This is a genomic window from Legionella stuttgartensis (genome assembly GCF_977063405.2).
This window is the reverse complement of sequence record NZ_CDRUHA020000056.1, coordinates 112,756-138,772: the sequence shown is the minus strand read 5'-3', so window position 1 is coordinate 138,772 and position 26,017 is coordinate 112,756. Positions and strand designations below refer to the sequence as shown.

The window sequence follows — 26,017 nt, the reverse complement described above, 5'->3', positions numbered from 1 at the left end:
CACATCCATGTTACATCAAAAATACTTAATGAGCTCTTAATGTGCACTTAATCTACATATTATACTATATAAGCTCTTTAATTATTCAAAGGGTGTTTAATGTTATCAAAGGTGGTCAAAACATCATATGAAGGGCGATTCTTTGTGCCGACAGTTGAACTAAAAGAAAGAATAAAGTCAAAACAGGAAGTTACTCCAAAAGATTTTACCATAATAGCTTATTCTAGTTCAGGTAACGATGAACATTCCATTGAGTTATTAGAACAAACTATGGTTGCCTTTCCCAAAGAAATGGTTAGAAATTTAGTATGTTTGTATCCAGAGCGACTTATTGAACATGAGATACTCGCTCAGTTACAAGCAACCATAAAATTGGATAAGCATGTTGATGATGAAATGGATACATTTGGACATGCTTTTACCAAAGTACAAAAAAAATTAGAGGGAGAGGTATATGATGGAATTACTTCTAAAATAACTATATTACATGCCCATCTCTACGTAGATATTATAAAATTTTTTGATGACTTAGAACTTGGAAAATTAAAAGAAAAATACCCTTTTTCCTCTGATGAGTTGGAGTCCATGAAATCATTTTATTCGTCAATTTCAGGAAAGGAACCCTGGGAAAGCAATAAACAACTACTTAAAACGATATGCGCTCAGCGAGCTATGGCATCGATTTATACTCAAAGAGCACGGGCAATAATTGAACCTATTGTAACCAGTGTTATTCATGATCTTTGTGAACAAGGTGATTTAGAGCCATTAGAGTATCTAGAAAAAGAACGAGCCGTAGCATTATTTACTACTGGAGGAGTTGCTTCTGGAAAAGGAAGTTGTCTTAAACTCGTGGCAAAAGTTATAGGACAATATGAACCCCAATCTGTTGCATGGAATCAACTCGTTCATCATAATGCGGATAGACTGAAGCCTTTTCTGCAAAAACCAGAAGTGGATCCCCTGAGATATTCTCAATTTACCTATGAAGAAGCCTTATTGGTTAAAGAAAGAGTGATGCAAATTATTGCAAAAAAAAGCAGTGAATTGGGTGGAAAAAGGTATCCTTGTTTCCTTCATGATCAAACCAAATTAAAACCCGATGAGCTTAGAGAGGCGAATCAACGCTATGGGGAAGTAGATATTGTCGCGATTTCTACTGATGCAGCTGCTGCAATCGGACGAGCACATGGTCGAGGGATAGATACACAACGATACGAGCATACAGAGGGATTACTAGGATCTCATCAAGCTGTTCCTGGAGAAATGATGAAGTCATTAAATCAAGAGGAATTAATGGGTTCTAATGTATCTGTGGCGATTTTTGATAACAATAGTCCTACAAGAGAATTAACTATGTTTGCTTCGGTTAATATGAGAGAGAAAGAGATTATTATTTATAATGAGGAAATGATGCAAAATTGGATTAAAAAAGAAAACATTAATCCTAAAGCAAGACCAGGTGAATCTTTATATATAGAAAAACCGGTTCGTGCAACTGACGAATATTTTGGTCCTTTAATTGAGAGGGGTTTCGAACTTAAATATCCAACGGAAGATGCTTCTTTGGCATTTAAAGTATAATTTACCTATATACTTAGTTTAATATATAACCTGATCCAATGTCATAATTTATTCACAAGGAGTTAATATGAAATCGAAAACAGCTAGTGATGCGCAAAAATCTAGCGATAAATCAAAGAAATGGTCTTTTTTAGGTGCGTCCAAACAAGTCTTAGATGAAGAAAAAAATTTAAAGAACTCAGAAATAGAAGCAGTTAAGGATAAAAATGAGAGTATTAATAATCTAGATAATATTGTTGAAGCGGAACCAGATATAAATCAACTTCTTAAATATAAATAGTTGGCATATAAAAGGGGGGCTATCCAAACAATCTATGCCTCATACTATTGAAATAGAAGAGTTGCTCTTTTGCCATCAACTCTTCAGGTTTCATTATAGGAGTCACTCTATACATTGCATACTTCTTAATAATTATTATTCAGCATAAAACTCAATAAGTTTGCCTTCATGATGGATAGATATTTGGGATTTTTGATATAACTAGATGAAAATTATTTGATGAATCCATTCGATTGATGGCTCCAATATTCATAGTATACTTTTTTTGCATCGATCAATTCTTGATGTGAGCCTGACTCAACCACTTTACCATTTTCAAGCACAATAATTTTATCCATAGCTTTCAATGTCGAGAGACGATGAGCCACAATAATGGCTGTTTTATCTAAAATCAAAGTTTCTAGTGCTCGCTGAATAGCTTGTTCAGTGACTGAATCAAGTGCGGAGGTGGCTTCATCAAGCAATAAGATGGGCGAATCTTTTAAAATGGCGCGAGCAATAGCAACTCTTTGTCTTTGACCTCCTGATAATTTCACACCTTGCTCACCAATAACCGTATCATAGCCTTGCTCTAGTTTCATAATGAACTCATGACAATTTGCTTTTTTGGCTGCTTCAATTACCTCCTCTTTAGTTACTTTTCCACAACCATAGGCAATATTCTCAAAGATACTGCGATGAAATAAATTGAGATGTTGAGATACAGTTGAGATTTGAGAGCGAAGTGACGTTTTTTTAAAATCCGTGATATCAATCCCATCAATATAAATAGCTCCAGATGTTGTATCATACAATCGCATTAATAATTTAATTAATGTTGTTTTGCCTGCTCCAGAACTTCCAACGATACCAATTTTTTGTTTGGCAGGAATAGTTAAACTAAAGTCATTAAATACCGAAAGCATTTTTGGATAAGCAAATGATACATTTTGAATGTTTATTTCCCCATCTTGGATAATATGGTTTATTGCATTTTCCTTGTCTTGGACATCAGGATTATCTTCTAACAGACTTAATCCATCTTTTATCAAGCCAAGGTTATAAATGAGTTCTAGAAAAGCATTGCCCAGACTATTGGTTAGTCCTGCGATTGCGGTTACAGAAGTCATCACAAATACAAGTTCTCCAACACTAACCAACTTATATTCATAGCCTATGACAGAACCAATCAAGTAAAAAGCAACTAATCCATTCATTGCTAAATGTTGAATGAGCATTACTTTCGCCGCATGCTTATTCCGAATACGTTCGGTTTTAACTAAATTGTCTATGTTTTTTTGCAATAAATTTGATTCGCTTTCAATGGTCACATTTTGGATTACCGTTTGAATATTCGTTACCACATCGATCATATGTCCATTAAAGAGGCTGCATGCATTAGCAAAAATTGAAGCTTTTTCACGGCCAATTTTGGCTGCTCGATAGGTATAAATGATAATAGCACTCCCCCAAATCCATAACACCAAGCCAAAATAGGGAACCACTGTAGAAAGAAGGATCCCCGTGATTAAGATGGCTAGTGATTGTGGGAAAATAATTGTAAAGATATTTTGCGCTATGGGTTCAAGGCTAATGCATGCATTGGTCACTTTATTGGAAAGAAACCCTGATTGTTGATGCTCAAAGTAGGCAATGGATTGATCCGTTAAATGGGAAAATAGTTTATTTATCATGTGCGACTTATGGGCTGTCATGCTGAACAACATGAACAGTGCATGAACATAATAGCCAAGACTACGTAAGATATGAATAGTGATATACAAACCCACTGGAACACCTGCGACAAACCAAATTGACATTCCATTTAAACCATTGTTTTTGATTTGATCGATGATCGTTCCTAATAGATAGGCCATATAAGGCAGGGTTATAGCCCAAAATATTCCAAAGATTAGGAAAAAAACTGTGCTCCATTTATGTTGGTTTATATAATCAACCATCAATTGGGAAACATTGTGCATTTGTTACCCTTTTTATACAAAGAACCTATGATTTTATTGTAGGTTTCTTATCTTTGGCGATCAAGCGATGAGTTTTAGCGATATGCTTTATTAGGTTCCATAAACTACCATTGCTTCAGATGGTTGAACAGATTTTAGTCTAATATATAAGTGTGGGATTTTCTTCACGCAGTGAAATTCATGAGCTATGAAATTACAAGCGTATAGATTGAGATAATTACTATGGTTCCAACTGAAACAACAGGTATTGTATTGAAATATGAGGAACTTACATCGTTTTTAAAATATATGTTTGAGGGTACATACTTAGCAGATGAAATGGAAGGCTTTGGACACTGCAATGGATTTTCCAGCTTATTCATGAATAGCATGCGCCAAGGTGAGAAGGGGAGATCAGATTTTTATCGACGGATAGAAATCATCAGAGAATTACTTAAGATAAAGGACCAAACGTCCTCTATTAGTACTTTAAGTACGGTTCCTGAGCATATGCAGGACCTTATTCGAGAAGTTGTATTGTCTCTTCAACAAGAGACCAACAGTCAAGAACCTTCTTTTTTTGTAAATGGTGATCTACCTATTCTTAACGATTTGACTTCATTTGCACAAGAACTAGTGGTCTACCATGATCCAGCGTCGTTTACTGCTTTGTTTGAAGGTTCTCCTAAAGAGCCTGTTGGCCAAGTTGCTGAGCTGGTATATCCTTTAATGTTCACTCCAAAAGAATATAAAAAGTGTAGCGTCGAAAAGTTTTCGGTTGGTATATATAATAAAACAGAATTTTTACATTACTTTGATCGTCTCCATAATGCATTAGAAACAGAACCCACAAAAGAAAACGAATCACCTAATCCTGCAGTTTCCTTTTTAATGGGGACTACTACGCACTCCATTAGTATTGGTTATGATACGACAACTAAAAAATGGTTTATATCCAACAGCGAGGACATAAAAAAGGACTATTTAATCGATGGAACCCCAGATACTGGAAAGCTTGCTGAATGGGTTTTTAACGCCCTGGTAAGAAAAGATGTAGATAAGTATATTGCTTTTTCCTCTACAATATTTGCTGATACTACAAGAGTCGAAGTAATAAAGGAAACTCTTAAAAAAGATGCTGCTTGGCAAGTTATCCACGATCCCACACGAAAAGAGTGCATTAACTATCTTAGTTATAACGATATAAGACTACTTCATATACTAGTTGCAGAGGCGGATTTAAGCACGATTGCAAACTATCTCGACTTTGTAAAAAAGCTAACAACAAACACTTCACTTTTTTTTAATACGACAAATTATTTAGATCAAATCCTAAACGCTCAAGATAAATTTGGATATACACCTTTAATGTTTGCTATTGATAAAGCGGATTTTGAACGAGTAGAATTACTACTTCAATATAATCCTGATTTAAATTTAAAAAATAAAAATAGTGAAAGTGAAGGCCAAACAGCGCTTGAAATAGCTCAACATAATCTAAAGCAATATCGTGAGAGCGGTGGGGGCAACAAGCAAATCATAGAATCGTACTCAAAAATAATAGACGTCTTGGAAAATCACTTAAAACTTAGCCCTACAAGTAATAAACATTGAATCTAAGGGCAACTATTTGAGATAAAAAAAGGGCCTCTAAACTGTAAATTATAGCGCCCCTAATCATTTAATTTTTTAGAGTAGGATTATCCTGCTCTGAGGGATGCGTTGAGCATATCTGCATTACATATAGGGTTAAATACAGGGGAATATTTTTCATTTAGGAGAAAATTAGTTACATATGGTTGAATATTTTTTGGTTGTTCCATAGATAGTTGTTCTTTAATGTAGCATTCTATTTCTGCATGATTTTCAATTGGATTTTGTATCCAGGACTTCACTTTATCTGTGGATATTACAAAGTTAAGTACAATCTTATTATGTCTGATGTTGGGCTCCAGAAGTATGGTGAAGTAATATTTCTTTTGACTAGATGAATATCTGGCAAGATAGTCACCTGGATTGGTAAGTAAACACTTCGCGGCCTCGGTATCAATATTGCCGTGATACAATGGAAATTTCATCTCTTTTTTTATTTCTTTTTTTACCTTGAAGAATGCTGCTGCCTGGGGATAATTCCATAGCTTGGAGTCATTGTGTTCGCTGCAGTGTTCACTTCGTTGTTGTTTGAGCACATTCCCATAAAATAACAAAGCGCGCGCGAGCATCATTGCTGTGTAAATTTTGGATAATTGTTCCGACAGTCCTGCACTGCAAGTTCCATGTTCAATAATTTCATTTAACTGAGAATATATGGGAGCCCCTATGTTTCTCAAATTAACAAAATCAGAGTCGGCAAATCTATTTAATGCTCTCATTAAGCTCGAGTCTTTGGGGGTAGATACTTGATAGTCCTCCTCTACAAAGGTATGAAATAAAAATAGTGCAAATTCAAACTCATGGAATTGAGGAGTATTTCCAGAAAAAGCCCATTTATGTTTAAGGTGAATATTTTTGGCCTTATTTAAAATATTTTCAAACAGATTACAAAATGCCTCATTGAATAATACAGTATCTTTTACTGACGGACCTAGAGTTTTGCTCATTTGCTCTATACAGCGTGCATATACATTGGGGAACGTAGTAAATATGTTTACTAGATCGTCTCGTGAAAAACTTTCAACCCACTTCACGCTTTGCTTTGTAATTTCACTGCCGCTAATATAGTCGTCTAACAACCCCGTTTCAGCAAGACGATTTAGAAGCATAGCTTCTGTATAGGTCGAATTGTTGGAGGTGATAATGGTTCTGGGTTTCTGCTGCTCTTCGTTTTCCTTTTCAGTATCTTGGTTTTCAATTTTCTTTCTCATATATATCCACTTTGTTGATGCTATACGTTGTTCGATTTTTTGCTTTCATTCTCAACTACCCATATTTCATTTGCTGCTCGCAGGCCTGATAGGTAAGCGCCATGTACTGTGGCGGGGAATTTAGCATTAGTTGCTTCTCCTGCAAAAAACAAACGTTGCTTTACAGGTTGGGCTAAGACATTGTATGCATTACCATCACCATCTATTTTAATAAATGAGTAGGAACCATAACTAAAGGGATCAGAATACCAATGAGTAATTTTATAATAACTAGGTTGAGGTATTTTCTCACCATAGATAATGCGTAAATGACCCATTAAATCGTTTACTACTTCTGCATCACTTTCCAGTTCCATTTGCTCTGCCTGTTTTCCAGAGACAAAAGCCATAAGCGCAGGATTTTGATTGATTTTGTAAAGATTGACAATTTCGAGCCAGCGCGCGCCTTGTGCAGGAAGGTAATTGATTTCATCCACCGCACTATCCCAAAATACATGAGAAAATTGCAGATAAACCCTGTCCAAGACCCCCATAGCTAATTTAGACATTGCCATCTTTTTAGTATCAGGTAAATCGGGATGAAAATGAATAATCCCTTTTTGCAATACACCTAAGGGAACGGTACATAAGACATAGCGCGCTTTATAGCGTCCATGATTAGTAGAAACAATTATGGGGAGATTTTGATAGTCTATGTCTTGCACTACTTTATTGAGTTCTATCTTGAGTCCTTTAGCTAAGTTAACAGGCAATTGCGAATAACCATTAGGAAAAACTAAATCCCCGCCTTCAAAACTATCGTCTTGGTTGAATTCAAACATAGAAAGTTGTGATAAGTCACCTGCGTATTCATATTGAATAGAGGCAAGCAACCTATAATGAAGCAAGCGAGCGTCTTCTTCATTTAAGTTTTTCTCTATTACATAATCGTTGTATGCATTTTCTACACTAATATCTTGGTTATCATTTTCTTGGTGCTCATTTATGTAACGCATGAATTGATTTTCTAATTTGTCCATGTAAGCGTTTATTTTATCACTCAAAGGTACTCCATGAGCATTATATATTTTTGCATTATCGAAGTTGTAAGGAAGCGTTTGTAGCCCAAACTGTTTACTAAGAGCGGTGATAGGGTTCCCTTTTGTCCCCTGAATCCAGCCAGCCCCTAGTTCAAAAGGCTTTAATTGGGAATAATCAGTCCAGACTCGACCTCCGATACGATCACGAGCCTCAAGAATTAGAACAGATAATCCTTGTTTTTGTAATTGACGGGCAGCAGTAATTCCAGAAACTCCAGCGCCAATAACAATCACATCAATGGGCTTATTTGTCGCAAAACTGATAGTGCAAGGAAGTAGCAACAACATTCCTATAAACGTGAAATGGAGTCGGAGTGCTAGTTTTTTCTGTTTCAATTTTATCATCCCATTATGTCTGCAACGTGTGGCAGCCCAAATAGAGCCTCTGTTCCAAGTTTCTCATCCAATACATGTAAAATCATTTTTTAATTTTTAAATTGAATCATTATTTTCAACAAAAATAAAATATATAGAAGGGCTACTACTTCGTTAAAATGGAAATACATTACACTTGTCATCATTAAAAAGTACTTCATTTTGCGCTTCACATTAGGTGTTATTCCCTTAGGTTCTCCTATTTTAATATCAACCCGTTTTATGGAAAACGTCGCATTGACTGTTATTATCAAGTCCTTGATAATGTTTGATGGAGATAAAAAAGTAAGTGATGATGGTTTGATTAATGCGAGGTTGTCGCCTGACCATATATGGACTCTAGCTCTAACTCACTCATGATTTTTGTACTCCATACTTACTTTTTTATGTACGGATACAGCTATGAAAAAATATTATTTGATGAACAAGAAACTCTGTGTGTTGTGGATGTGTCTTTCTACGCCCATGGCTATGTCTTCCTCTGCAAATCCTTTATGGACTTTTGTTCCTTTGACCGACACTAAAGTAATTATCATTGGAAATAGTAAACAAACTATAAAATATAGAGTCACGAACCACTCGAAAAAAACACACTCTTTAGTAATGACGCCTATACCAGGTATAAGTCAATTAACAAGCCCTGGATATTGTACAGACGTATTCACCTTAGGATATAAAGAGTCTTGCATTTTAAGTCTGTATATCGATGGCAGGGTTTTGAAAGGTAATGTAGTTGGCGGACCAAAAGTATGCACCCAAGGCAACGCCCATCAATGTTATCAACCAAGCGAAGAAAATTTACTTAATATAAAGAACATACAATCATTATGTGATACAAATTCATGTACGGAGAAACTCTCGGTTTTTGGTGGTGAAAAGTCAACTTTCGATAATTATTTTACCATAGTTAATGGATATCATGTTGGGACACAAGAATACCAAGAGTACCTACCAAAAAATGTTTCTTTTATCCCAAAAAATAAGGAAAATCCGTCATTTATTAAATTATCAGCGAAACCTTCAAGTGCTTTTCCTTGTATTGGAAGGGGATACGTAGATCCAAATAATCGGGCTATAGTATCTACTGGAACATGCACTTACACGTCAGGAGCTTTTTATTCATATCGTAAGGGGTTTTATGTTAATAAAGGTTCTAAGGGTGAAACGATTAATCATGGTGGTATAGAGATTAGATTGAGAGTTGAAAAAGATGATCCCAACTTAACAATGGACCAGCTTTATCAAAAAGGGGCGTGGCCTGCTGTATGGATAATGTCACCCTACATAGATGATACATTTCGCTTTAATTCAGAAAAGTTTACACCAAAAAATCTTTGGCCATCTGCTATGGAAATTGATATTTTGGAATTAATCAACGGCGGTTGGACGGCAACTACTCCTATTATTGGTTCAATACATTATGGTTATTTAGCAAACGCAACTGCAACCTCATGGAATTATATCAATAATATAGGTGATTTTGACCGACCAATAATGCCCTTATATCCTGCAGCAGATTCATCTAACTGGCATAACTATGGCTTCATTTGGGAGAAAAAGGATGGAACCTCGATTACTCGTTATGTTCTCAGCTGGTACTATGATGGTATTAAGTACACTTCTATTACAATAACTCGTTGTAAAAGTGAGACCACAGGTAATATGATTTTTAGTGCAGAAAGAGAAGTAAACGGGGTACAGCAATTAATATGGTGTACAAGTTCTAGCCCAAGATGTTGTACTGTTGAATCAAACAGATGCAATCTAGCATTAAGTGTTCCTATGCCTTTAACCGAAGCGGAAGTGATGTTCGACTCATTAACCCATGGATTTGACAAGGGTTATTATTTGAATGTTAATCTTGCTGCTGGTGGTGAAGGAATAGGTGTGTATGACCCTAGCATACCGGGTTTCCCCGCGCCTTCCTTTGGAAAAGCAAATATGCAAATTAGCAATATCAATCGCTTTGTAATTAGATAAAAATTGAATAATGGCACGCCCCGGAATAGATAGGTCCAGGGTTAGCGCCTATCGCTATTGTCATTCCCGCGAAGGCGGGAATCCAATCCTTGAATTTTCAAAAGATGCAAATGTTTTATGTATCTCCGCTGGTTGTGATTATTGAAATATCTTTAGAAAACAATAAAATATAACATTCGTTTTAAATAACACCCACCATGCTTACTATAAAAACATTAAAAAACCTCCTGCATATTTATAAAAAACAAGAAGCTATTTTTTCTTCTACATTAGATGCTCAAACTCTGGATGCGATGCAACAAGAGTCTGACTATGTGTTCTTCTTTTTTAATCAATTCACTCATGGGGACGAGGATACTATTCTTCCCCAAGAGATTATTAGTCACATTAGGCGTTATTTCAAGAATCGTTGGGAGCTACTGAAAAAATCGAATCTAGTCTATACCCGTCATCCTTTTTTACCTGCTAATCAGTTCTGTCTCAAAATAGCGGAGGTTATTGCCGGACCTGACGAAGCAATATGTCAAATTTTAATGCCTGGGCTTGTTGGCTTAAATCGAAAAGGTGCTGATCTTAAATTTGAAACAGAGACAGAGGGGCATTTTGAGCTTGAGAATTATGTTATTAATCATGCATATAACAGGTTAATCCCTGTATCAGAAGTCTTTCAAATGGCTAAAGTGGATAGTAATCTCGTGATTGCTGATTTTCAACCACCTGAGAACCAAGTAGTCTATCAATTGAGCGGTAGAGACATGCTAAATTTAGAGCAGGTTGCAGGAAAAGCCAGTGAAACATTTATCAGAGTATTGAAGGAACACCATAGAAATAGATATGACGATAAGTCATTCGGTTTTGCTCTAGGTCAATTGGCTTTGGAGCTTAAAAAAGCGTCAGTTGCTGATTCAGGTAGTGAGGGATGGGCTGATAATGAGGTTGTTGCAGGAGCGATTAAAACGTTTTATGAACTTTGGCGCAAACTTCCCAAAGATATCAGTTTACCTGAACCGCACAAAACTCTGATTAGTAACCTCTGCCTTAAAAGTTATGGGGGTTCGAATCTTACGATTAAGAGCTATTTACTGGCTTTATTCGTACGCCATAAGGATTGTCCGCTCACTGAAGAAGAATTTGTGCAACAAAAGGCAGAAGATATTTTCCCTTGCGCCTTTCAAATTTCCAATTGTCTTTTCGAATTTCTCAATCAATACCCTGAACTCTATAAAATTCCTATTCATGCGGAAGCAACAAAAGCGAAAGAGGATTTACCCTCTCTGGCTTCTTTATTGGATGGGGTATTAAAAGTCTTAGCTCATCGTCCCCAAATGCTGGATGGTGATGATAGCGGGTTATTTTCCCTATTAATTCGATTAGTGCGTCAAAGCACGGGATATAATGTGTTCATTGCAGCCGATTTTATAGCGCCGGGAATTAAAGATTATGAACATTTTAACTATTTGACCGATACCCCTGAGCTTTTTAAAACAGTAGCCACACGTGCTCAGTCACGCCTGGATAAACTGCCCTATATGACTAAAATTCATAAACTGCTTTCATTTTTTTCTGAAGAGCAACAACAAGTCATTGTAGAGTCAAAATTTTCAGAGTTGGCGGGGGAATATAATACACCGGAAAAATATCAATTAATAATGTCCAAACTGGGCGAGTCAGTAAAGAAAAGTTTCAGACAAAAATATGCAGAGCAAATAAAAAATCATTGTATTTCCTTTGAAGCATGGAAAACTCATTTTATGCTTTGGAAAAGTGATACCGCAATTCAAGAATTATTATTAGAGCAACTTTTTTCTCAATTTAAGAATAATATAATTGATAGTAATGTATTGTTTGATCTGTTAAAGGCGACCAATGAGGAAGGACGCATAAAACTTGTTACCGAATTTAAATCACTCATTAACACCAAAGGTTTATTTGAAAAATGTTTGGGTTATATGTCTAATTCCAGTTATGAACGATTTTTAAATTTATTCCGTTTGGATTCTTTTATTTGTTCTCTCTCAGAACTGCAGTCTGTTGCCACGCTATTTCCTTCAGACAAGCTTCTAGATATTATTTTCACTCAATTTACCCCTGAAAAATTAAACTGCAAGGAAGAGGAGTTGACTTCATTAAAGTGTCAACTAGAGGTAATTACTGGTGATGAAGTAAAGAAACAATACCATGACTCTTTATTTATTTGGGCAAAAAGTTTGAAACCAGACGAACTCGAGTACTACATTACTGAAATTATCGATAAAAAATATGCTCCTGCACTTTCTACTTTTAGACTAAGAACATTTCCTGTAAAAGAGTATTTAAAAGCGAGTACGCATGAAAGTGGTGATAATCGATTAGCGTATATTTTATGTTCAGGAGCGCAAAGTGGAGCTTTAAATATGCTGCTCATCCAGGAGCTTACTCCTTTAATGTTGCAGAGGCATTTCATACCCGATATAGAAATTGCAATTAGAAATAAAAGATTTGAACAAGAAATATCTAATTTTACTCGTGATATAGAGTTTTTTGCTAAGAATGATAAACGATTTACCCATCCTTATAGCGAGGTGGGGATGTCATTATTTTATCGTGCTGTTTATGATTGGGTAGATAGTTTCCCTAAAACCACATTTAAAAGTCTAATTATGTCTTCATTTAAAAAATATGAAGCACAATCATGGGGAAGTATGTGGGGATCTTCAAGACGCTCGAGCGTTGGGAGTTATTTTGATAGTCATACTGATAGTTATTGTAATGCAAAAGCATTAGCTATGTTTTTCATGAGTGGTCCAAATTATTCAACACTTAGTGATCTTATATTTCAAGAAATAGTTAAAGAAATGAAAAAGGAATTTGGAAAAGGCCCTTCTTGTTCATATAAAGAACTAAAATATCAATTAGTGGATAATTTTGATTTAGAAAAATATAGTCATTTTTATCTTAAACACCTAAAAGATCATAGGGAGACCATTCAAGCGTCTCATCGTGAGTTATTACCCTCTACAAAATTTAGTTACAGTGGTTGTTAATAGAGATTGGTTTCAGTACGAGGAAAACTTAATTTAAATAAGAACTGGTCTATATTAGATCACCCGCTTTAAATAAAGCGCTAATATTTTTTAAGTATTTCATTTATAATTATTTTTAAATAACAAGTTTGTAATGGAGAACAATGTATGTCAGCTACTAAAAGATTAACTAATTTTTATGGATCTTTTTTTTGGAACTGCACAAAATTAGCTATTTCCCCCTATCGATTAACAATTAAGGCTTTCCTGGACTCTGAACATCCTGATCCAAATGACCTTGCTTTAGGAATCGGTGCTTGTCTTGTTTTATCCACTATCGTTCCTATTTTACCAGCAATTAGCTCCGTAACTATTGCAATTGCTTCTATTGCAGCGGTACTTGCATTAGCAACTATGTTTGTCACTTACCCCTTTACTATATTGTCTGATGCATGCAAATCCGATCATTCACATAGTCACGAATTCGTAATTTGATAATTGGTGGCTTAGTTGGATTAGCCTAGATGTTCGGACAACATTTTTAATTAAATTTTTACTAATTAATTCATTATTGGTCTCTTTTTAGAGGATTCAAGTGAGCACTATATCCGTACAATCTGAAGCGCGTCTAAAATGTTGCACTCACTTCGTGTTCTTCACTTCGTATTTTGTCGAACATCCGCTCTCCTTATTGGGCAGGGGCGGGGCGCACATTAATGCTGATTTACGCTTAATGTGGATTAGGAACCGAGCTTCTAAGGTGTGACACCTAGTTGCGGTTGCTGTGGTTCTAACTTAATTAATATTTCATTAAGTTTTGAAATAACAGTACCAATGTCAGGACGCTGAGTCGGATCTTCCTTTGTCATTTCTTTTAAAATCTCTTTTATCTCATTACGTAGGTCAGTTTCTTCTGATAACGGAATAACCTGTGAGCCTTGGATGTACTCAAATAAATTAGATCCCATCTTGTCTGGATCGTAACATCCATTTTGGTGTATTTGATCAAGTGCGAATTTAACAACCTCCGCACCACTCTGTGCATTTAACTTTTCAGGAAAGTAAAAGTTAGGATCTAAATCTGGATTTAGACACGCTATTAACAACACCCCAAGTTGAAATATGTCTCTTGCAGGAGTTACTAAGATGGTATTTGAAGATGTTATCTGAGCGAGCTCTGGGGGTAAAAAGGCAGGGCTCCCATAAATAGTATCCTTTTCACCAACTTTTAAAGCACTATCTACATCTAAAAAATTAATTTTAGAATCCGTCATAGATAAATAGGCCCGTATATTCTCTAATTTAATATCTCTGTGAACAAAATTTTTATCTGAAATTTGTGTTTTATATGCTTCCAATATAGGGAGGATGACACGTTTAACCATTGTTGCAGTATCAGGATCATTATCAGCAATGAAATTGACAACTTCTGTGTCTAGATCGCTACCTTTTAACTTATTCATGAGTGCATAACTTTTTGAAAATAAACCGAGTTGAGCGTGTGATTTTTTAACCTCGATAGGAGGTTGCATGCCTAGATGACTAAAGTTTTTCGCTTGCTGATAAGCTGCAACTGCTTCTGAGTGGCTATATGGAGCTGCACCTGTATCCAGTATGTTCTTTTGAGCATAGTGAGTGTTTTTTACTCTAATAGCTTTTTCCTCACTTGGTGTATAGGTAACCGCACCACTCGCTTTATCAACCTCAATATAACCCATAGTTCCTCTAGCCTTACTGAAAGCTCCTTTTCCTAGGAAGTCTTTACTTATAACATAGTACCTTTTAATGTTAGAATTGGTGTTTTCTTGATCAAGAATCAAATTATGAGTTATTTCTAATTCGAGAGAGGGGGTTACCTTATGTTCTCCCTTCTTTTCTAGAAAAGCTGAATCATTCTTAATCAGATAATCACCTAATGCTTGTGCTTCTTGTTGGGAATTATTAATCAAAGTGGGATCAATTTTAAGTTTCATGGCTGGATACAAATTAATACAACATGTTTAAATTATAGGCCATATATTGATAATAGGTTCTGAGGGGACTACGAGATAGAAAAATCGATTAGTTGATTTAATCTAAGCTAATGAACTATCTCACATATTTTTTAGAAAGGGCAATATCGAAAATTTTTTGTTGTTCAAGATTCAAGGAAAGGATAGATTCGTTGCTTATGAGCTTTTTTCCGGACTTCCAAATAACTTCTATAAAATATTGATATTTAGAAGTCCTGATTTATTTTTAATATGCTTGTACTTCCGAGTGAATCTTATGATCACTAAGAGTAAAAAAATGTTTTTTAGATATTTTAATTTTTCTTTTGAACTGTTTTTCCAGTAATTTTTCAATTGCCATAAAACAATCACGTAGAGCAATATATAAATTGGGGTTCTGCTTGCTACTGCTAATTTCCTTGCCAAGTAAAGTCATATTAATGCTTACACGAAACATTATCCCTTTAAGTCGATTATTTTGTTCCCTATCGATGACCACTCGGCAATGATTTATTTTTCTATAGAATCTCTTGAGTTTGTTATAATGCTTATCGATATAGCATTCAATTGCTGATGAGTATGAAATAGATCGAAATATTATTTGAACTGATGACATAGCTTAAATCCTCTTAATTTAAATTAATTTTTAAAACAAAAAAATTTTCAATTTAATGGTAAGAGATATGATTCATATATTACTAAGTAGTTGTTATTAATCCTCCTTATTAAATGCGTTGTTGATTAATCTATAGAGACATTTAAGGGAAATTTCAATGCTGGTTTTAAAAAAATTTTAGTAAAGATTACTCTTGTAAACTTAGGAATAATCCCTATATTACGACACCCATAAACATAAATAATAGCTTTGATGGCGCGAAGCATAATCAGTATTTTTTCTATTCTAGAATTATATGTAATAACCTATTTTGATTAATTTTTTGGTAATTATACCTTCAGAAAGAAATAGCTTTTTAATTGTTTCAATTGAATTCCTAGATCTTTGGATTTTATTCTTATGATTTAATCAAACCTTGATCTCGCTTGGCGGTATCAAGGCTCGCCTGATACATGGCTATGTATTACTCCCATTTCTAAATCTATACTTATATGTAGAGGTGGAGTGTTATGGGCGAGACAACGGCATTCTTTTTAGAAGGATTAAGAACATTTAAAGATGGGACAGGAGCTCTATTTCCAGAGATTGACTTGACCATGTCATTTGCTGAGATAAACAACGCTCAAATCTATGATCCGATTGAATCTTATACTGTAGAACAAATTTCACAGTTTTTAAAAACATCGAGTGTTGAGGAACAAAAAATATTTGTTGCTTATTTATTGTCTACATTTACACGAAAAGATAATCCCAATTCCGAGAAAAACCTAGAAATTGCCATTAAAGAAGCCATAATAGACCCTTTTGAATTCTTGGTTGAAAATAACTATTTTGATTCAATTCCTACGTGGGTAACCCAAATAAATCCTCAAAATTCTCTAGAATTTGTTGGAGGGGTTATCACCCAATATTTTGGAAGCGACGAAGAGCAATTCAAGGCGCGATGTGAATCTTATACTAAAAATATCATTGCAATCTCTAACACCATATCTAAGGAAAATATGATCCATTACTTGAAAAACAATCCGCAAGTCCAATTAGTTTTCGGTTTGTTTGGCCGTCTCCATCTTCCTTTGTTGGACGAACAAGGAATGATACTTGAGAGTAATCCTAATTATCGACAAATCGAGGTATTTATTGATGACAGAAAAGTGGTTTTTCATTTATTTGGTGGCAAACATGGTAGCACTGAACAACTATTAAACATAATTACCAAGGCGGAACAATGCGGTTTAGTTACGGAAGCCCCATCTAAAAATCCGGAAGCTGAGATAAAATCGTCCCATCAGAAGATGGAATCAATGATGGGTGGTTCATCAACGGCATCACATTTTTCCATTGAACATGAATCGAATGAACAAAATAGATTTAATAAAAGTGACAACAAAGAGCCTGATTATACCTTTTCAAAAATGAACACTAAAAGAGAAAATGTAACATCCTATGAATTTGATCCTTTTAAAGATGAGGAAGAGGATTTGAGTTTCTTTCAAACAAAAACTAGAGATCAGGTGGTAGAGCCGCCAGATTTTGATCCTTTTAAAGATGAGGAAGAGGATTTGAGTTTCTCTCAAACAAAAACTAGAGATGAGATAGTAGAGCCGCCAAATTTTGATCCTTTCAAGGATGACGAAGATGATCAAAATTTTTCTCAGGTCTCTCCAACCCTAAGTGAAAATAAAAAAGGAGAGCAAGAAAAATTTAATCCTTTTACCGATGAAGAAGACGAAGAAAGTATTGGTTTCCATGGTCCATAATTTATCCTATTGAGCTTCTCCATGTATTTGAATACTTACATTTCAGTAGCCGGTTTTCTAGATCTGATATTTCATATTTTTTCTTTGATCTTCGATACCAGGCGTAGGTTAGGTCATCGATCCACATAAAGAGTTAGAGTGCTTTGTGGATGAGTGAAGTGCCCCTGGATTTGGGGAAGAGCCGAGATTATTTGTTAGATCAAAACGCCACGCTTTGTGCTCTTCGCGTTCGCATTTTTTCGAACCTCGTTCGGTTCGAATATTTCCGGGCCAAAGACATAGGAGGTCTTGGCTACTATTTGGAGTGATTTTTGCTTTTATTGTTTTTATCGAAAAATGGCGCGCCCGGAAGATAGAATATCGAAATAATAGTTCACAGAGAATAATGGAAAAACTTTTGGTATTTAAAATTACCAAAAAGTTTTCTTAAATGATTTAGCTTTAAGAAAATATTTTTACAAATCCGGGTTAATGATTTTCTTTTCTTTGTTTAAAGGTTCCAATGGGACGATAAGCCATATAATTACATATGCAAGAAAAGCCGCCCCTCCAGCTAAGAAAAACACAATAAATAAAATACGAACCCAAAATGGATCAAAATTAAAATATTCTCCCAACCCCCCACAAACACCTGCAATAATTTTATTATCCCGGGATCGCCAAAGCTTTTTATAAGGGGGAGCCGTGTTATTCATTGCATCTCCAAAAATAAATTTCAGAAGTCATTTAAAGAGTATAGAGTATTTGTTTAATAAATGAGTACCATCAATCTTTCTAAGATCGTTACTCTTTATTTTTAATTTCTAAAAAGCCTTGATACAAGGAACAATTCTCTCGAATATTAGCACAATCACCATGGGCTTTATAAAATATAATATCGTAATCCCAATTGAATCTGATTGCTATAAAGGGTGTTGAAACTGGTTGGTGTTCCAATTAAACCAATATTAAAAGGACCTCCGGTATCATAGTGTCCGGTATTGGAAAATTTACCCAGATCTACAAATTGGTAATTAAAGTCAAGTAACAAACGATCACAGAGAGCATAAGATAATCCGGCACCTACCTGCCAAGCGAAGTGATTTACTGTATGACCGAATTCATTTTGCTGTACGAAAGGCCAATAAATGCTATTGGTTTTATTAGAACTCAGGCCAATACCCGCCATTAAATAAGGCATAACTGGGAGGTTTATGTCCAGGTCATAATAACCATTAGCCATAACGGTATAATTTTTGAGTTTCGCAGTACCTATTTCAGGTGCATCATCCGTTGCTTGGAACGAAATAGAAGGGCGATAAGTAAATGTAACATCAGTTCTCAATTGCGGCATGAACCGATAACCAATCCCAACACTATAGCCCAGTCTGTCTTCTATATGCGTATCGAGCGCACTGATTTGAGTATTTGAAAGATAACTCGCAGTAATGGCAGAGGGGTCATTAAAGAAGTTGTAACCTAAATCACCCCTTATATATAAATTTCTGAGTGGTGTATCTGTTCCCATGGTCCCTGAAAATAAGTTTCCAGAAAAGATTAGACCCGAAATAATATAAATTATATTTTTTTTCACTAATTATCCTTAATTTGTAGACACTTACTCTATTACTATAACGAGATTAATTTAATGATGTAAACTGTCAATCAAGATTAATTGCAATTTTAAAGTGTACGGCTCTTAGGATCTGGCTTGGACATTATTGATGTCATATAGGGATGCAACATCCTATCGAGGTTAAAAAATCTCACGCAGAACTCGTTTTATTTTCAAAAAGTTAAGCGCTTATGAATAAGTTAAAGGGTAGCGATCTCGATGCAGAAATTATCGATTTTATTAGGTGATACTGATCCTGATTGCAACCATGGTTCAACGTGTCATGCTTCCTATATTGGAAGCATATAAAACACAAATTTCCGATAAAAATTTTGTTCATAGAGATAATGACTCGAAAGAACATCACAATTGGTGTAGTGCATAATTTGCCAATGGATTTTCAAAAGGTATCATCTTCTGATACGAAGGCGCTAGCTGTATAAGAGAACATTACACCGCTTGCCCGCAATGAATGATTCTGTTGGATTGAGTCTGCCAAAAAGCAGAAGACTAGGGATTGCCGAATTGAGAGGGCATGAGATTAGAGGATACCAGGAAACGAAGCAGAAGTCGTTTTGCATGGGGTACATCGACAAACGCATCACGTGCATGGAGAATAACGTGGTTATTGATAATTAGTAAATCTCCTGCTTTCAGAGTGAAGCGTAATTCTAGATCAGGGTGAGTAGCAAGACGATCATATAAGTCAAACAAAGTTTTCGCTTCAGGATCAATTGTAACTCCGGGATGGCGGTCTGCACTTCGGAAATAATCTGAGAGATAAACCGTTTTAAGTTGACCCTCATGGTGTGCACAAGGTGTTATCCATACAACCGGGGGAGTCCCTGGAGCTTGTTCGTTGCGTAAGTCGAGTAATACAGGTTCAAACAATCGGTGTATCAGATGTGGTGATTCGTTACGTAATGCATTGAATACTGAAACGGAACTCGTCAAACGACTTTCCCCACCTTGTGCCGCAGGTCGGATGGTAAGAAGCCCAAGTAGGTCAGCGCCGTCGCAATGAGGACGAAATTCCCGGTTAGTGAGATAATTACGTGCATAGTTGATATTCGCCTCGGGGCGGTTACATATTTCCCCAATGATGTCATTTTGTAGGTTTTGGATGCCTAAATGGCCAAATTGACTGCCGAAAATTGCCATAAATAATTTAGCGCGTGATATTGACCAACGCTCAATCGGAATACCGCGGATCAGGATAAATCCTCGCCCCTTAAACAATGCAGTGCAACATTCATCAATAAGTAATTGTAAATTGGTATTACCCCAGTCTCCGGGACCGATTTCATCAAACCTGATATCTGCTGCTTCGACTTCATCAATTAAAGTATCTATAGCGTTTATTTCAGCTAAAGACACATGATGTGCGATTGTTTCAAGACGTCCAATTTCCTTAACTTTCCAGGCGCATTCTCCTTTAAGCTCTTGTGTAGGAATTGACGTATGTTTTCTATTAAGAAAATGAATGCCTTGTTCTAAAGCGGTATATGTTTTCATACGGAGACTTCTTTAGGTTCGGTACCTGGGATCAATGCGCTCAAGTTTTCGCAAAAAAGAAGGCCAGGCAAATGTACCCAAGGTTCCATCGTACCAAGCGCTCGTCATTTTTTGAACCTTTTCAGGAATGCCCTGGATTGGTTTATTAAGTTCTCTGTTATGAGTTGTGGCGCGCAACTGTATGGAGCAAGCAGATTCTAAGTAGTAAATCAGTAACCAGGCAGCCCCACAGTTAGGCCCCACCGCTAACGTTCCATGATTGCGAAGCAACATGAGATGTTTGGAGCCTAAATCATTAACCAGCTGCTCCCCTTCGTGAGAATTAAGTACAATACCTTCATAGTCATGATAGGCAAGCTCGCCACCAATAATCATGGCATGCTGCGTTAGTGGTAATAACCCTTCTGCGCACACAGAAAGCGCAACACCATCTAGAGTATGAAGATGGATAATGCATTTTGCATCGTCACGTGCCTTATGGATTGCACTGTGGATGGCAAAAGCTGCTGGATTTATCATTTTGCTTCCCGACCCAATCAAATTGCCTTCTACATCAACCTTAATCAGGCTTGAAGCGGTCACTTCTTCAAACATCAAGCCGAATGGACTTAGCAGGTAATGGTGTTTGCTCCCAGGTACTCGCATTGATATGTGAGTGAAGATCAGATCGTCCCAACCTTTCAAGGCAACAAGACGATAGAGTGCGGCTAGATCGATACGTGCGCTCCATTCGTCAATAGTCATGCCTCTAGGGCAATCTTTATAGTGTTCCGCAGCAGTTGTCATTCCTACCTCCTTCTGCCCAGGGCTTTTAACGAATAGGAAAAATGAGCTTATGAATTAGACTTGTTCCGATCTTTTTCTCATAAAAATATAGCATATATTTGCAAGCTAAATGTAACAGCGATTTGTGTGGCCCTAGGGCATAATTTCAAACATATAATATCAAATTATGCCTTAACTCAATGGAAGTGAGACTACGCTTACTGCGTTTTACTGCTTAAATTTAAAAGACAGAATTAAAACAGGATGCAACGTGGCTGAGTTGTAGCTAGCTGGTTTTTATGCAAAGATGCACATTGATTTATTAAGGGTAAAATCAACTTGGTTATGGTAGGTAATACAGCACTTCATACTATGGTAATAATAAGACACTGATACTGGCCTTTTTTTCTCGGGATCTGATATAGGTACTGACCTTAAAATCAAGAAAAATTTTAATTAAACGCTTGCTTTAAAAGACACCAAGCATTCATTAAAATTTTTTGCAGTAAGAGCAGGATGAAGTCTGGAAAAATCGTCTGTTCTGCCGCGCTAACTAGCATTCAAATTGATCTAATAATTCAATCTGTTCATTAAGATTCATCATCAGATTTTGCCAATATACCGGCGTATTAAACCATGGAAAACTCAAAGGAAATGCGGGATCGGCCCAACGTTTTGCGATCCATCCTGAATAATGCAGCATGCGTAGTGTACGCAATGCTTCGATTAAATGACGTTCACGCGGGTTAAAATCATGAAATTGACAATAACCCTGTAAAATCTTCTCCAGTTGCAAATCCATTTGTTTTGGTTCACCTGAAAGTAACATCCAAATATCCTGTATCGCAGGGCCCATCAGACAATCATCTAAGTCAACGATATGAGGACCTGATTCGCTCCATAACACATTTCCTGCATGACAATCGCCATGCAAGCGTATTTGATCAATATCACCTATAGACTTAAATATTTGATTTACTTTATGTAATGCTGTTTCAACTGCTTTGCAAAAGTTAGAGGTTAAGTAATCAGGAATAAAACTCTGTTCAAGGAGAAGTTTGTAGGGATCATGGCCATAACTTTGGGGATTTAATTGGATGCGATGTTGAAATGACTGGCATGCACTAACTCTATGTAAGCGCCCTAAAAAGCGTCCCATCCATTCTAGTTGTTCGCTATTATCCAATTCTAGTGCATGGCCGCTGCGCCTAGGAAAGAGTGCGAATCTGAAATCACAATGATGGTGTAAGGTTTGGTCGTTTATAATTAGGGGGGCAATAATGGGAATTTCATGTTGTACTAACTCAAGTGAGAATTGATGCTCCTCTATAATAGCTTTTGAACACCAGCGATTCGGTCTATAAAATTTAGCAATGAGAGGCTCGGCATTTTCAATGCCTATTTGATAAACGCGGTTTTCATAGCTATTGAGTGCGATTAGGCTGCCTGTGCAAAGAACCCCCGTGCTTTCAATTGCATCCAAAATGGTATTGGGATTGAGTTGCGCATAGGGTGTTTGATTCTCGTGATTCAAGTACGAATTCTCTGATGGATAAGTATAGGGATGTATTATACAGAAAAGTAACAGTTGCTTGGCTACTTTCGAAGCCATAGACGCAAAAAATTTGATTTTATGCCAGGATGCACAAATATTTTTGCGTCTTAAAGGAGGGCTTTTTTAGCAGAGTTTATTGTATTGAACAAATTTCTTCGCTTTTGGGTACTGACTCTTGTTCTTGTTCTCTAATTTCTGTTTGAACCTTTTTAGGCTCTGCTTGTAAGGTCTGTTTTAGCGCGGTTAATAGCATTACAAGATGGTTTTTTCTTGCTAAATTTAATTCGTCAGGTGACATCTTGCTGGTTGCGGTATCTGCAGTTAAGTTATTACAGACTATAAATGTATCGCCCTTTTTTTGAATTTGGATTCCAGGAGTTTTTGGCCCACTATTTATAGCCAAGGTGTTTTCATTAACTTTATACATTCCAAAGTCAGGATTAAGGGGAATGTTTTCTCTCAAGGGAAGTTCGGAAAACCAATTCTTAAAAGAATCATAAGAGGTTAGAACGACGTGTGTACCTGTGCTTTGCGAAAAGGCTATATCATCTTCTTCATATGAAAAAAGGCGAATTTTATCATAAAAAGCATGTGCTTTTTGCAATTCCCCCTTCATTTTCGTAGCCGAGTCATGAAAAGAAAGTTGCGGTTCGAGATAATTTGCCAAGGTATCGAGATAGTCTTGAGGTAGTTTTCCAAAAAAACTATCACGAGACGTTCTGCTTACTTGAGCAAGATGAGGCGCCAGTTTTTTTATTTCTGGTTGAAATAAAAATCCATTTTTTTTAAGCTCATCTAAAAACTCCAAAAACTTGGGATGCTTTGAGGCCTCTACTTTTGACTTGTCCCATTCATAACCATAAGCTACTCTTAGCTCAAAAGAATACTTATTAACCAGAGCTGTAAATTGTTCATTTACTTTAATGGAAAAGAAGTCGGGAAAAATGTTCTCAAAATTTTCAATAAGTAAGTTTGCATAAAAATTATGTTGATAGCCATGCCGTCCTGAATTATTTTCTTTAAGATATATGGCATATTTTTCTTTCCAAGAAGAATAACTGATATTAAGTTCTAAATTGCTTTGCATGGCATTCTCCTGCGAATAAACATTAGAGCTGTGCACCAGACTGGAATTGGTGCGGTGTATGCTAGAGAATATCATTTGCTTTATTAAGGTATGATTAAGGAAATAGCGTAAAAGTTGCAATCTCCCTACCAACCTATGCAGGTAGAGTATTGAATTCAGGACCATAATGGACAAGCATTATCTTGCTGGTTCAAAAATGTAAATTGGCATGCCTAGAGCAAAAGTACTGCTACTTTAAAATGAGCCGAGCAACGACAAATAAAACAAGCGCTCTTCGCTTCGCATTAAACTAACGCATCAAGGAACCAAAGTTTATACGGAATTGGTTAACGACTGTTTATTCGCAGTAACAACTTTTCTTTCAGGTTCTGTACTAAATACATTCTTATGGAGAGGATTGCTCATAGTACTTGTTAACGTATCCTCAGAACCCGGCATATTGTGCATCATAGGGATGTAAGAGGTATCCTTGTCTAAATGCCCTAATTCCTTTTGAAATGCTTTAAAATTAGCATCAGTACCATTTCCTTTAATCGCAAAAACAATATGTGTAAAAAATTGTTTATATGGGTTTTGGCTTAAAATTTCTTGATACAAATGAGCGACTTTATCAGGAGGATTACAAAAAGCACCACAGCCAAACGCACCTAATATGATATTTTTCTGATTCATTTCAACAAGAGTATCGAGCTGGGCGTGTATTTTTTTTCTCATACTTTCTTCATTAAATGGATGAGGAAAAAATGGAAGAGGAATGCCAAAAATTCTTCTACGTAAATCATCTGCTGCGGCACGCAATTCAAAGAAAGAAAAAATTGTTCCATCATTGCTTTGGGGATTTAGAAGCGTACCATCACTATCGCGAATGAGGGTAAGCTGAGAAGGATTAAAATAAACTCTCCCGTCCTCGCCATTGATTAAACGAGACATGCCGGGTGAGTAATGGTGCGCATCCTGAAGATCATCATCCTTAATCGTGAAAGACCAATTGGTTCGACGCGCGATATCTTCTTCTTGGCTGCCTCTTCGATATTGAAAGACTCCGCCCACATGGTATGCATTCGCAAAATTTACCACAACTTGAGTTTCCCCCGTTTTTTGGGTCTGGATTCGTGCTTCAGTGAGCGAATCATTGGTACTCACAGAGATTTTGCACGTAGGGCGTACTGCTTCTGCAGGTTTTTTCCAAGCATCTAAGTTATTACTTGCAGCTTTAGTGTATGCAGATTGATGGTGTTCATACGTTTGAACCACTTCAGCTAACTGACTTCGATAAATTTTATCTTTGCCTCTAAGAAAAAAACTCATAAATTTTACAGAAAACGGTAAGTCTTCCTCTTTAATAAAACGTTGCCACATTTAAATGCATTCTCATAGTTAAAGATTAAACTGTACGCTATTTTATCACATAATGCTCAAAAGATAAGAATTTTCTACAGATTATAATGGAATCAAAGTTTCATGATCTAGATCCCAGAATTAATTGTAATCTAGATATTCCCTTGCTAGTTAAGTAATGGAACGGCACAAATCCCAATTGTAAAAACCGAGCATTTCTAATGCCAAAAATCTAAAAAAACAAAGCCATAGATATCTCAGCAAAATATTGACCATCAATTAATAAAGAATTTTTGTGAGTTCCTTCAACAATAAACCCAAGAATTAATTAGTTTTTCCATCGAGTCGATTAAATGTGGAATATCATTTTTTGAAAAATTTCCCCACTCATTATAATGAACAGCAGGATTGAGTTGCCATTGATCAAAATGTGACTCTCTAGTTCTGGTCTTAATTTCTTGGTCTATAATGTTTAATTTTTGAATAGTTTCATTTTTTGAGCGAAGAAGTCCATAATGTAGTAGGATTTTAAAAAAGTGTTACAAATTTGCTGCAGCACCTTTTTTAGTCTCTACAAAATGGAACTAAACTTCTTGATTGTACTGGATTAAATGGCGCGCCCGGAAGGATTCGAACCTCCGACCCCCTGGTTCGTAGCCAGATACTCTATCCAACTGAGCTACGGGCGCGTTGAC

At 36.2% G+C, this 26,017-nt stretch carries 19 protein-coding genes and 1 tRNA gene; 7 read left to right on the top strand and 13 right to left on the bottom strand.

The window, feature by feature from the left end; translation table 11 throughout:
- The first annotated feature begins 99 nt into the window (after positions 1 to 99).
- Together ACWTEW_RS14930 and ACWTEW_RS14925 are read left to right on the top strand one after the other, a co-directional pair.
- Positions 100 to 1,584 (top strand): hypothetical protein, encoded by a 1,485-nt coding sequence (locus ACWTEW_RS14930; RefSeq protein WP_454782446.1) that lies wholly within the window; start codon positions 100 to 102, stop codon positions 1,582 to 1,584.
- Between the two features lie 67 nt (positions 1,585 to 1,651).
- Positions 1,652 to 1,864, top strand: coding sequence for a hypothetical protein (locus ACWTEW_RS14925; protein ID WP_454782445.1), 213 nt, complete (start codon positions 1,652 to 1,654; stop codon positions 1,862 to 1,864).
- A gap of 212 nt (positions 1,865 to 2,076) precedes the next feature.
- On the opposite strand, the gene ACWTEW_RS14920 is transcribed toward ACWTEW_RS14925, so the two are convergent.
- Complete coding sequence (locus ACWTEW_RS14920; RefSeq protein WP_454782444.1) at positions 2,077 to 3,825, bottom strand: ABC transporter ATP-binding protein; 1,749 nt, start codon at positions 3,823 to 3,825, stop codon at positions 2,077 to 2,079.
- 222 nt (positions 3,826 to 4,047) lie between these two features.
- Here ACWTEW_RS14920 and ACWTEW_RS14915 point away from each other — a divergent pair, with 222 nt between their 5' ends.
- Positions 4,048 to 5,418 carry an ankyrin repeat domain-containing protein gene (locus ACWTEW_RS14915; protein ID WP_454782443.1) on the top strand — a complete coding sequence of 457 codons (1,371 nt, stop codon included), beginning with the start codon at positions 4,048 to 4,050 and terminating at the stop codon, positions 5,416 to 5,418.
- A gap of 86 nt (positions 5,419 to 5,504) precedes the next feature.
- On the opposite strand, the gene ACWTEW_RS14910 is transcribed toward ACWTEW_RS14915, so the two are convergent.
- Both ACWTEW_RS14910 and ACWTEW_RS14905 read right to left on the bottom strand, forming a co-directional pair.
- Entirely contained in the window at positions 5,505 to 6,668 is a 1,164-nt protein-coding gene (locus tag ACWTEW_RS14910; RefSeq protein ID WP_454782442.1) for an SH2 domain-containing protein, read from the bottom strand.
- Between the two features lie 20 nt (positions 6,669 to 6,688).
- On the bottom strand, positions 6,689 to 8,083 hold the full coding sequence (locus ACWTEW_RS14905; RefSeq protein ID WP_454782441.1) for a flavin monoamine oxidase family protein: 1,395 nt from the start codon (positions 8,081 to 8,083) through the stop codon (positions 6,689 to 6,691).
- A gap of 441 nt (positions 8,084 to 8,524) precedes the next feature.
- On the opposite strand from ACWTEW_RS14905, the gene ACWTEW_RS14900 reads away from it, so the two are divergent.
- From ACWTEW_RS14900 to ACWTEW_RS14890, 3 genes are all read left to right on the top strand, one after another.
- Complete coding sequence (locus ACWTEW_RS14900) at positions 8,525 to 10,102, top strand: glycoside hydrolase family 16 protein (protein WP_454782440.1); 1,578 nt, start codon at positions 8,525 to 8,527, stop codon at positions 10,100 to 10,102.
- 197 nt (positions 10,103 to 10,299) lie between these two features.
- Positions 10,300 to 13,125: a hypothetical protein gene (locus ACWTEW_RS14895; protein WP_454782439.1), complete on the top strand. Its 2,826-nt coding sequence runs from the start codon at positions 10,300 to 10,302 to the stop codon at positions 13,123 to 13,125.
- Positions 13,126 to 13,272: 147 nt separating this feature from the next.
- On the top strand, positions 13,273 to 13,599 hold the full coding sequence (locus tag ACWTEW_RS14890; protein ID WP_454782438.1) for a hypothetical protein: 327 nt from the start codon (positions 13,273 to 13,275) through the stop codon (positions 13,597 to 13,599).
- A 260-nt stretch (positions 13,600 to 13,859) separates the two neighbouring features.
- On the opposite strand, the gene ACWTEW_RS14885 is transcribed toward ACWTEW_RS14890, so the two are convergent.
- Both ACWTEW_RS14885 and ACWTEW_RS14880 read right to left on the bottom strand, forming a co-directional pair.
- Positions 13,860 to 15,077: a protein kinase domain-containing protein gene (locus tag ACWTEW_RS14885; protein ID WP_454782437.1), complete on the bottom strand. Its 1,218-nt coding sequence runs from the start codon at positions 15,075 to 15,077 to the stop codon at positions 13,860 to 13,862.
- A 265-nt stretch (positions 15,078 to 15,342) separates the two neighbouring features.
- Entirely contained in the window at positions 15,343 to 15,711 is a 369-nt protein-coding gene (locus ACWTEW_RS14880) for an HPF/RaiA family ribosome-associated protein (RefSeq protein ID WP_454782436.1), read from the bottom strand.
- A 509-nt stretch (positions 15,712 to 16,220) separates the two neighbouring features.
- Between ACWTEW_RS14880 and ACWTEW_RS14875 the strand changes: the two genes are divergently transcribed.
- Positions 16,221 to 17,468 carry a hypothetical protein gene (locus ACWTEW_RS14875; RefSeq protein ID WP_454782435.1) on the top strand — a complete coding sequence of 416 codons (1,248 nt, stop codon included), beginning with the start codon at positions 16,221 to 16,223 and terminating at the stop codon, positions 17,466 to 17,468.
- 455 nt (positions 17,469 to 17,923) lie between these two features.
- Here ACWTEW_RS14875 and ACWTEW_RS14870 read toward each other — a convergent pair whose 3' ends face one another.
- The 8 genes from ACWTEW_RS14870 to ACWTEW_RS14835 all read right to left on the bottom strand — a co-directional run bounded on the left by ACWTEW_RS14870 (position 17,924) and on the right by ACWTEW_RS14835 (position 26,011).
- The gene (locus ACWTEW_RS14870) at positions 17,924 to 18,163 is read right to left on the bottom strand and encodes a PspC domain-containing protein (protein WP_454782434.1); all 240 of its coding nucleotides are present in this window, start codon (positions 18,161 to 18,163) and stop codon (positions 17,924 to 17,926) included.
- Positions 18,164 to 18,330: 167 nt separating this feature from the next.
- A complete protein-coding gene (locus ACWTEW_RS14865) occupies positions 18,331 to 19,041 on the bottom strand; it encodes an outer membrane protein (protein WP_454782433.1) in 711 nt (236 codons plus the stop codon).
- A 531-nt stretch (positions 19,042 to 19,572) separates the two neighbouring features.
- Entirely contained in the window at positions 19,573 to 20,577 is a 1,005-nt protein-coding gene (locus ACWTEW_RS14860; protein ID WP_454782432.1) for a TauD/TfdA family dioxygenase, read from the bottom strand.
- A gap of 12 nt (positions 20,578 to 20,589) precedes the next feature.
- The gene (locus tag ACWTEW_RS14855) at positions 20,590 to 21,363 is read right to left on the bottom strand and encodes a class II aldolase/adducin family protein (RefSeq protein WP_454782431.1); all 774 of its coding nucleotides are present in this window, start codon (positions 21,361 to 21,363) and stop codon (positions 20,590 to 20,592) included.
- Positions 21,364 to 21,895: 532 nt separating this feature from the next.
- On the bottom strand, positions 21,896 to 22,876 hold the full coding sequence (locus ACWTEW_RS14850; RefSeq protein ID WP_454782430.1) for a serine/threonine protein kinase: 981 nt from the start codon (positions 22,874 to 22,876) through the stop codon (positions 21,896 to 21,898).
- Positions 22,877 to 23,030: 154 nt separating this feature from the next.
- A complete protein-coding gene (locus ACWTEW_RS14845) occupies positions 23,031 to 23,984 on the bottom strand; it encodes a hypothetical protein (protein WP_454782429.1) in 954 nt (317 codons plus the stop codon).
- A 312-nt stretch (positions 23,985 to 24,296) separates the two neighbouring features.
- The gene (locus ACWTEW_RS14840) at positions 24,297 to 25,343 is read right to left on the bottom strand and encodes a TIGR02452 family protein (RefSeq protein WP_454782428.1); all 1,047 of its coding nucleotides are present in this window, start codon (positions 25,341 to 25,343) and stop codon (positions 24,297 to 24,299) included.
- 591 nt (positions 25,344 to 25,934) lie between these two features.
- A tRNA-Arg gene (locus tag ACWTEW_RS14835) sits at positions 25,935 to 26,011 on the bottom strand.
- Between the last annotated feature and the right edge of the window lie 6 nt (positions 26,012 to 26,017).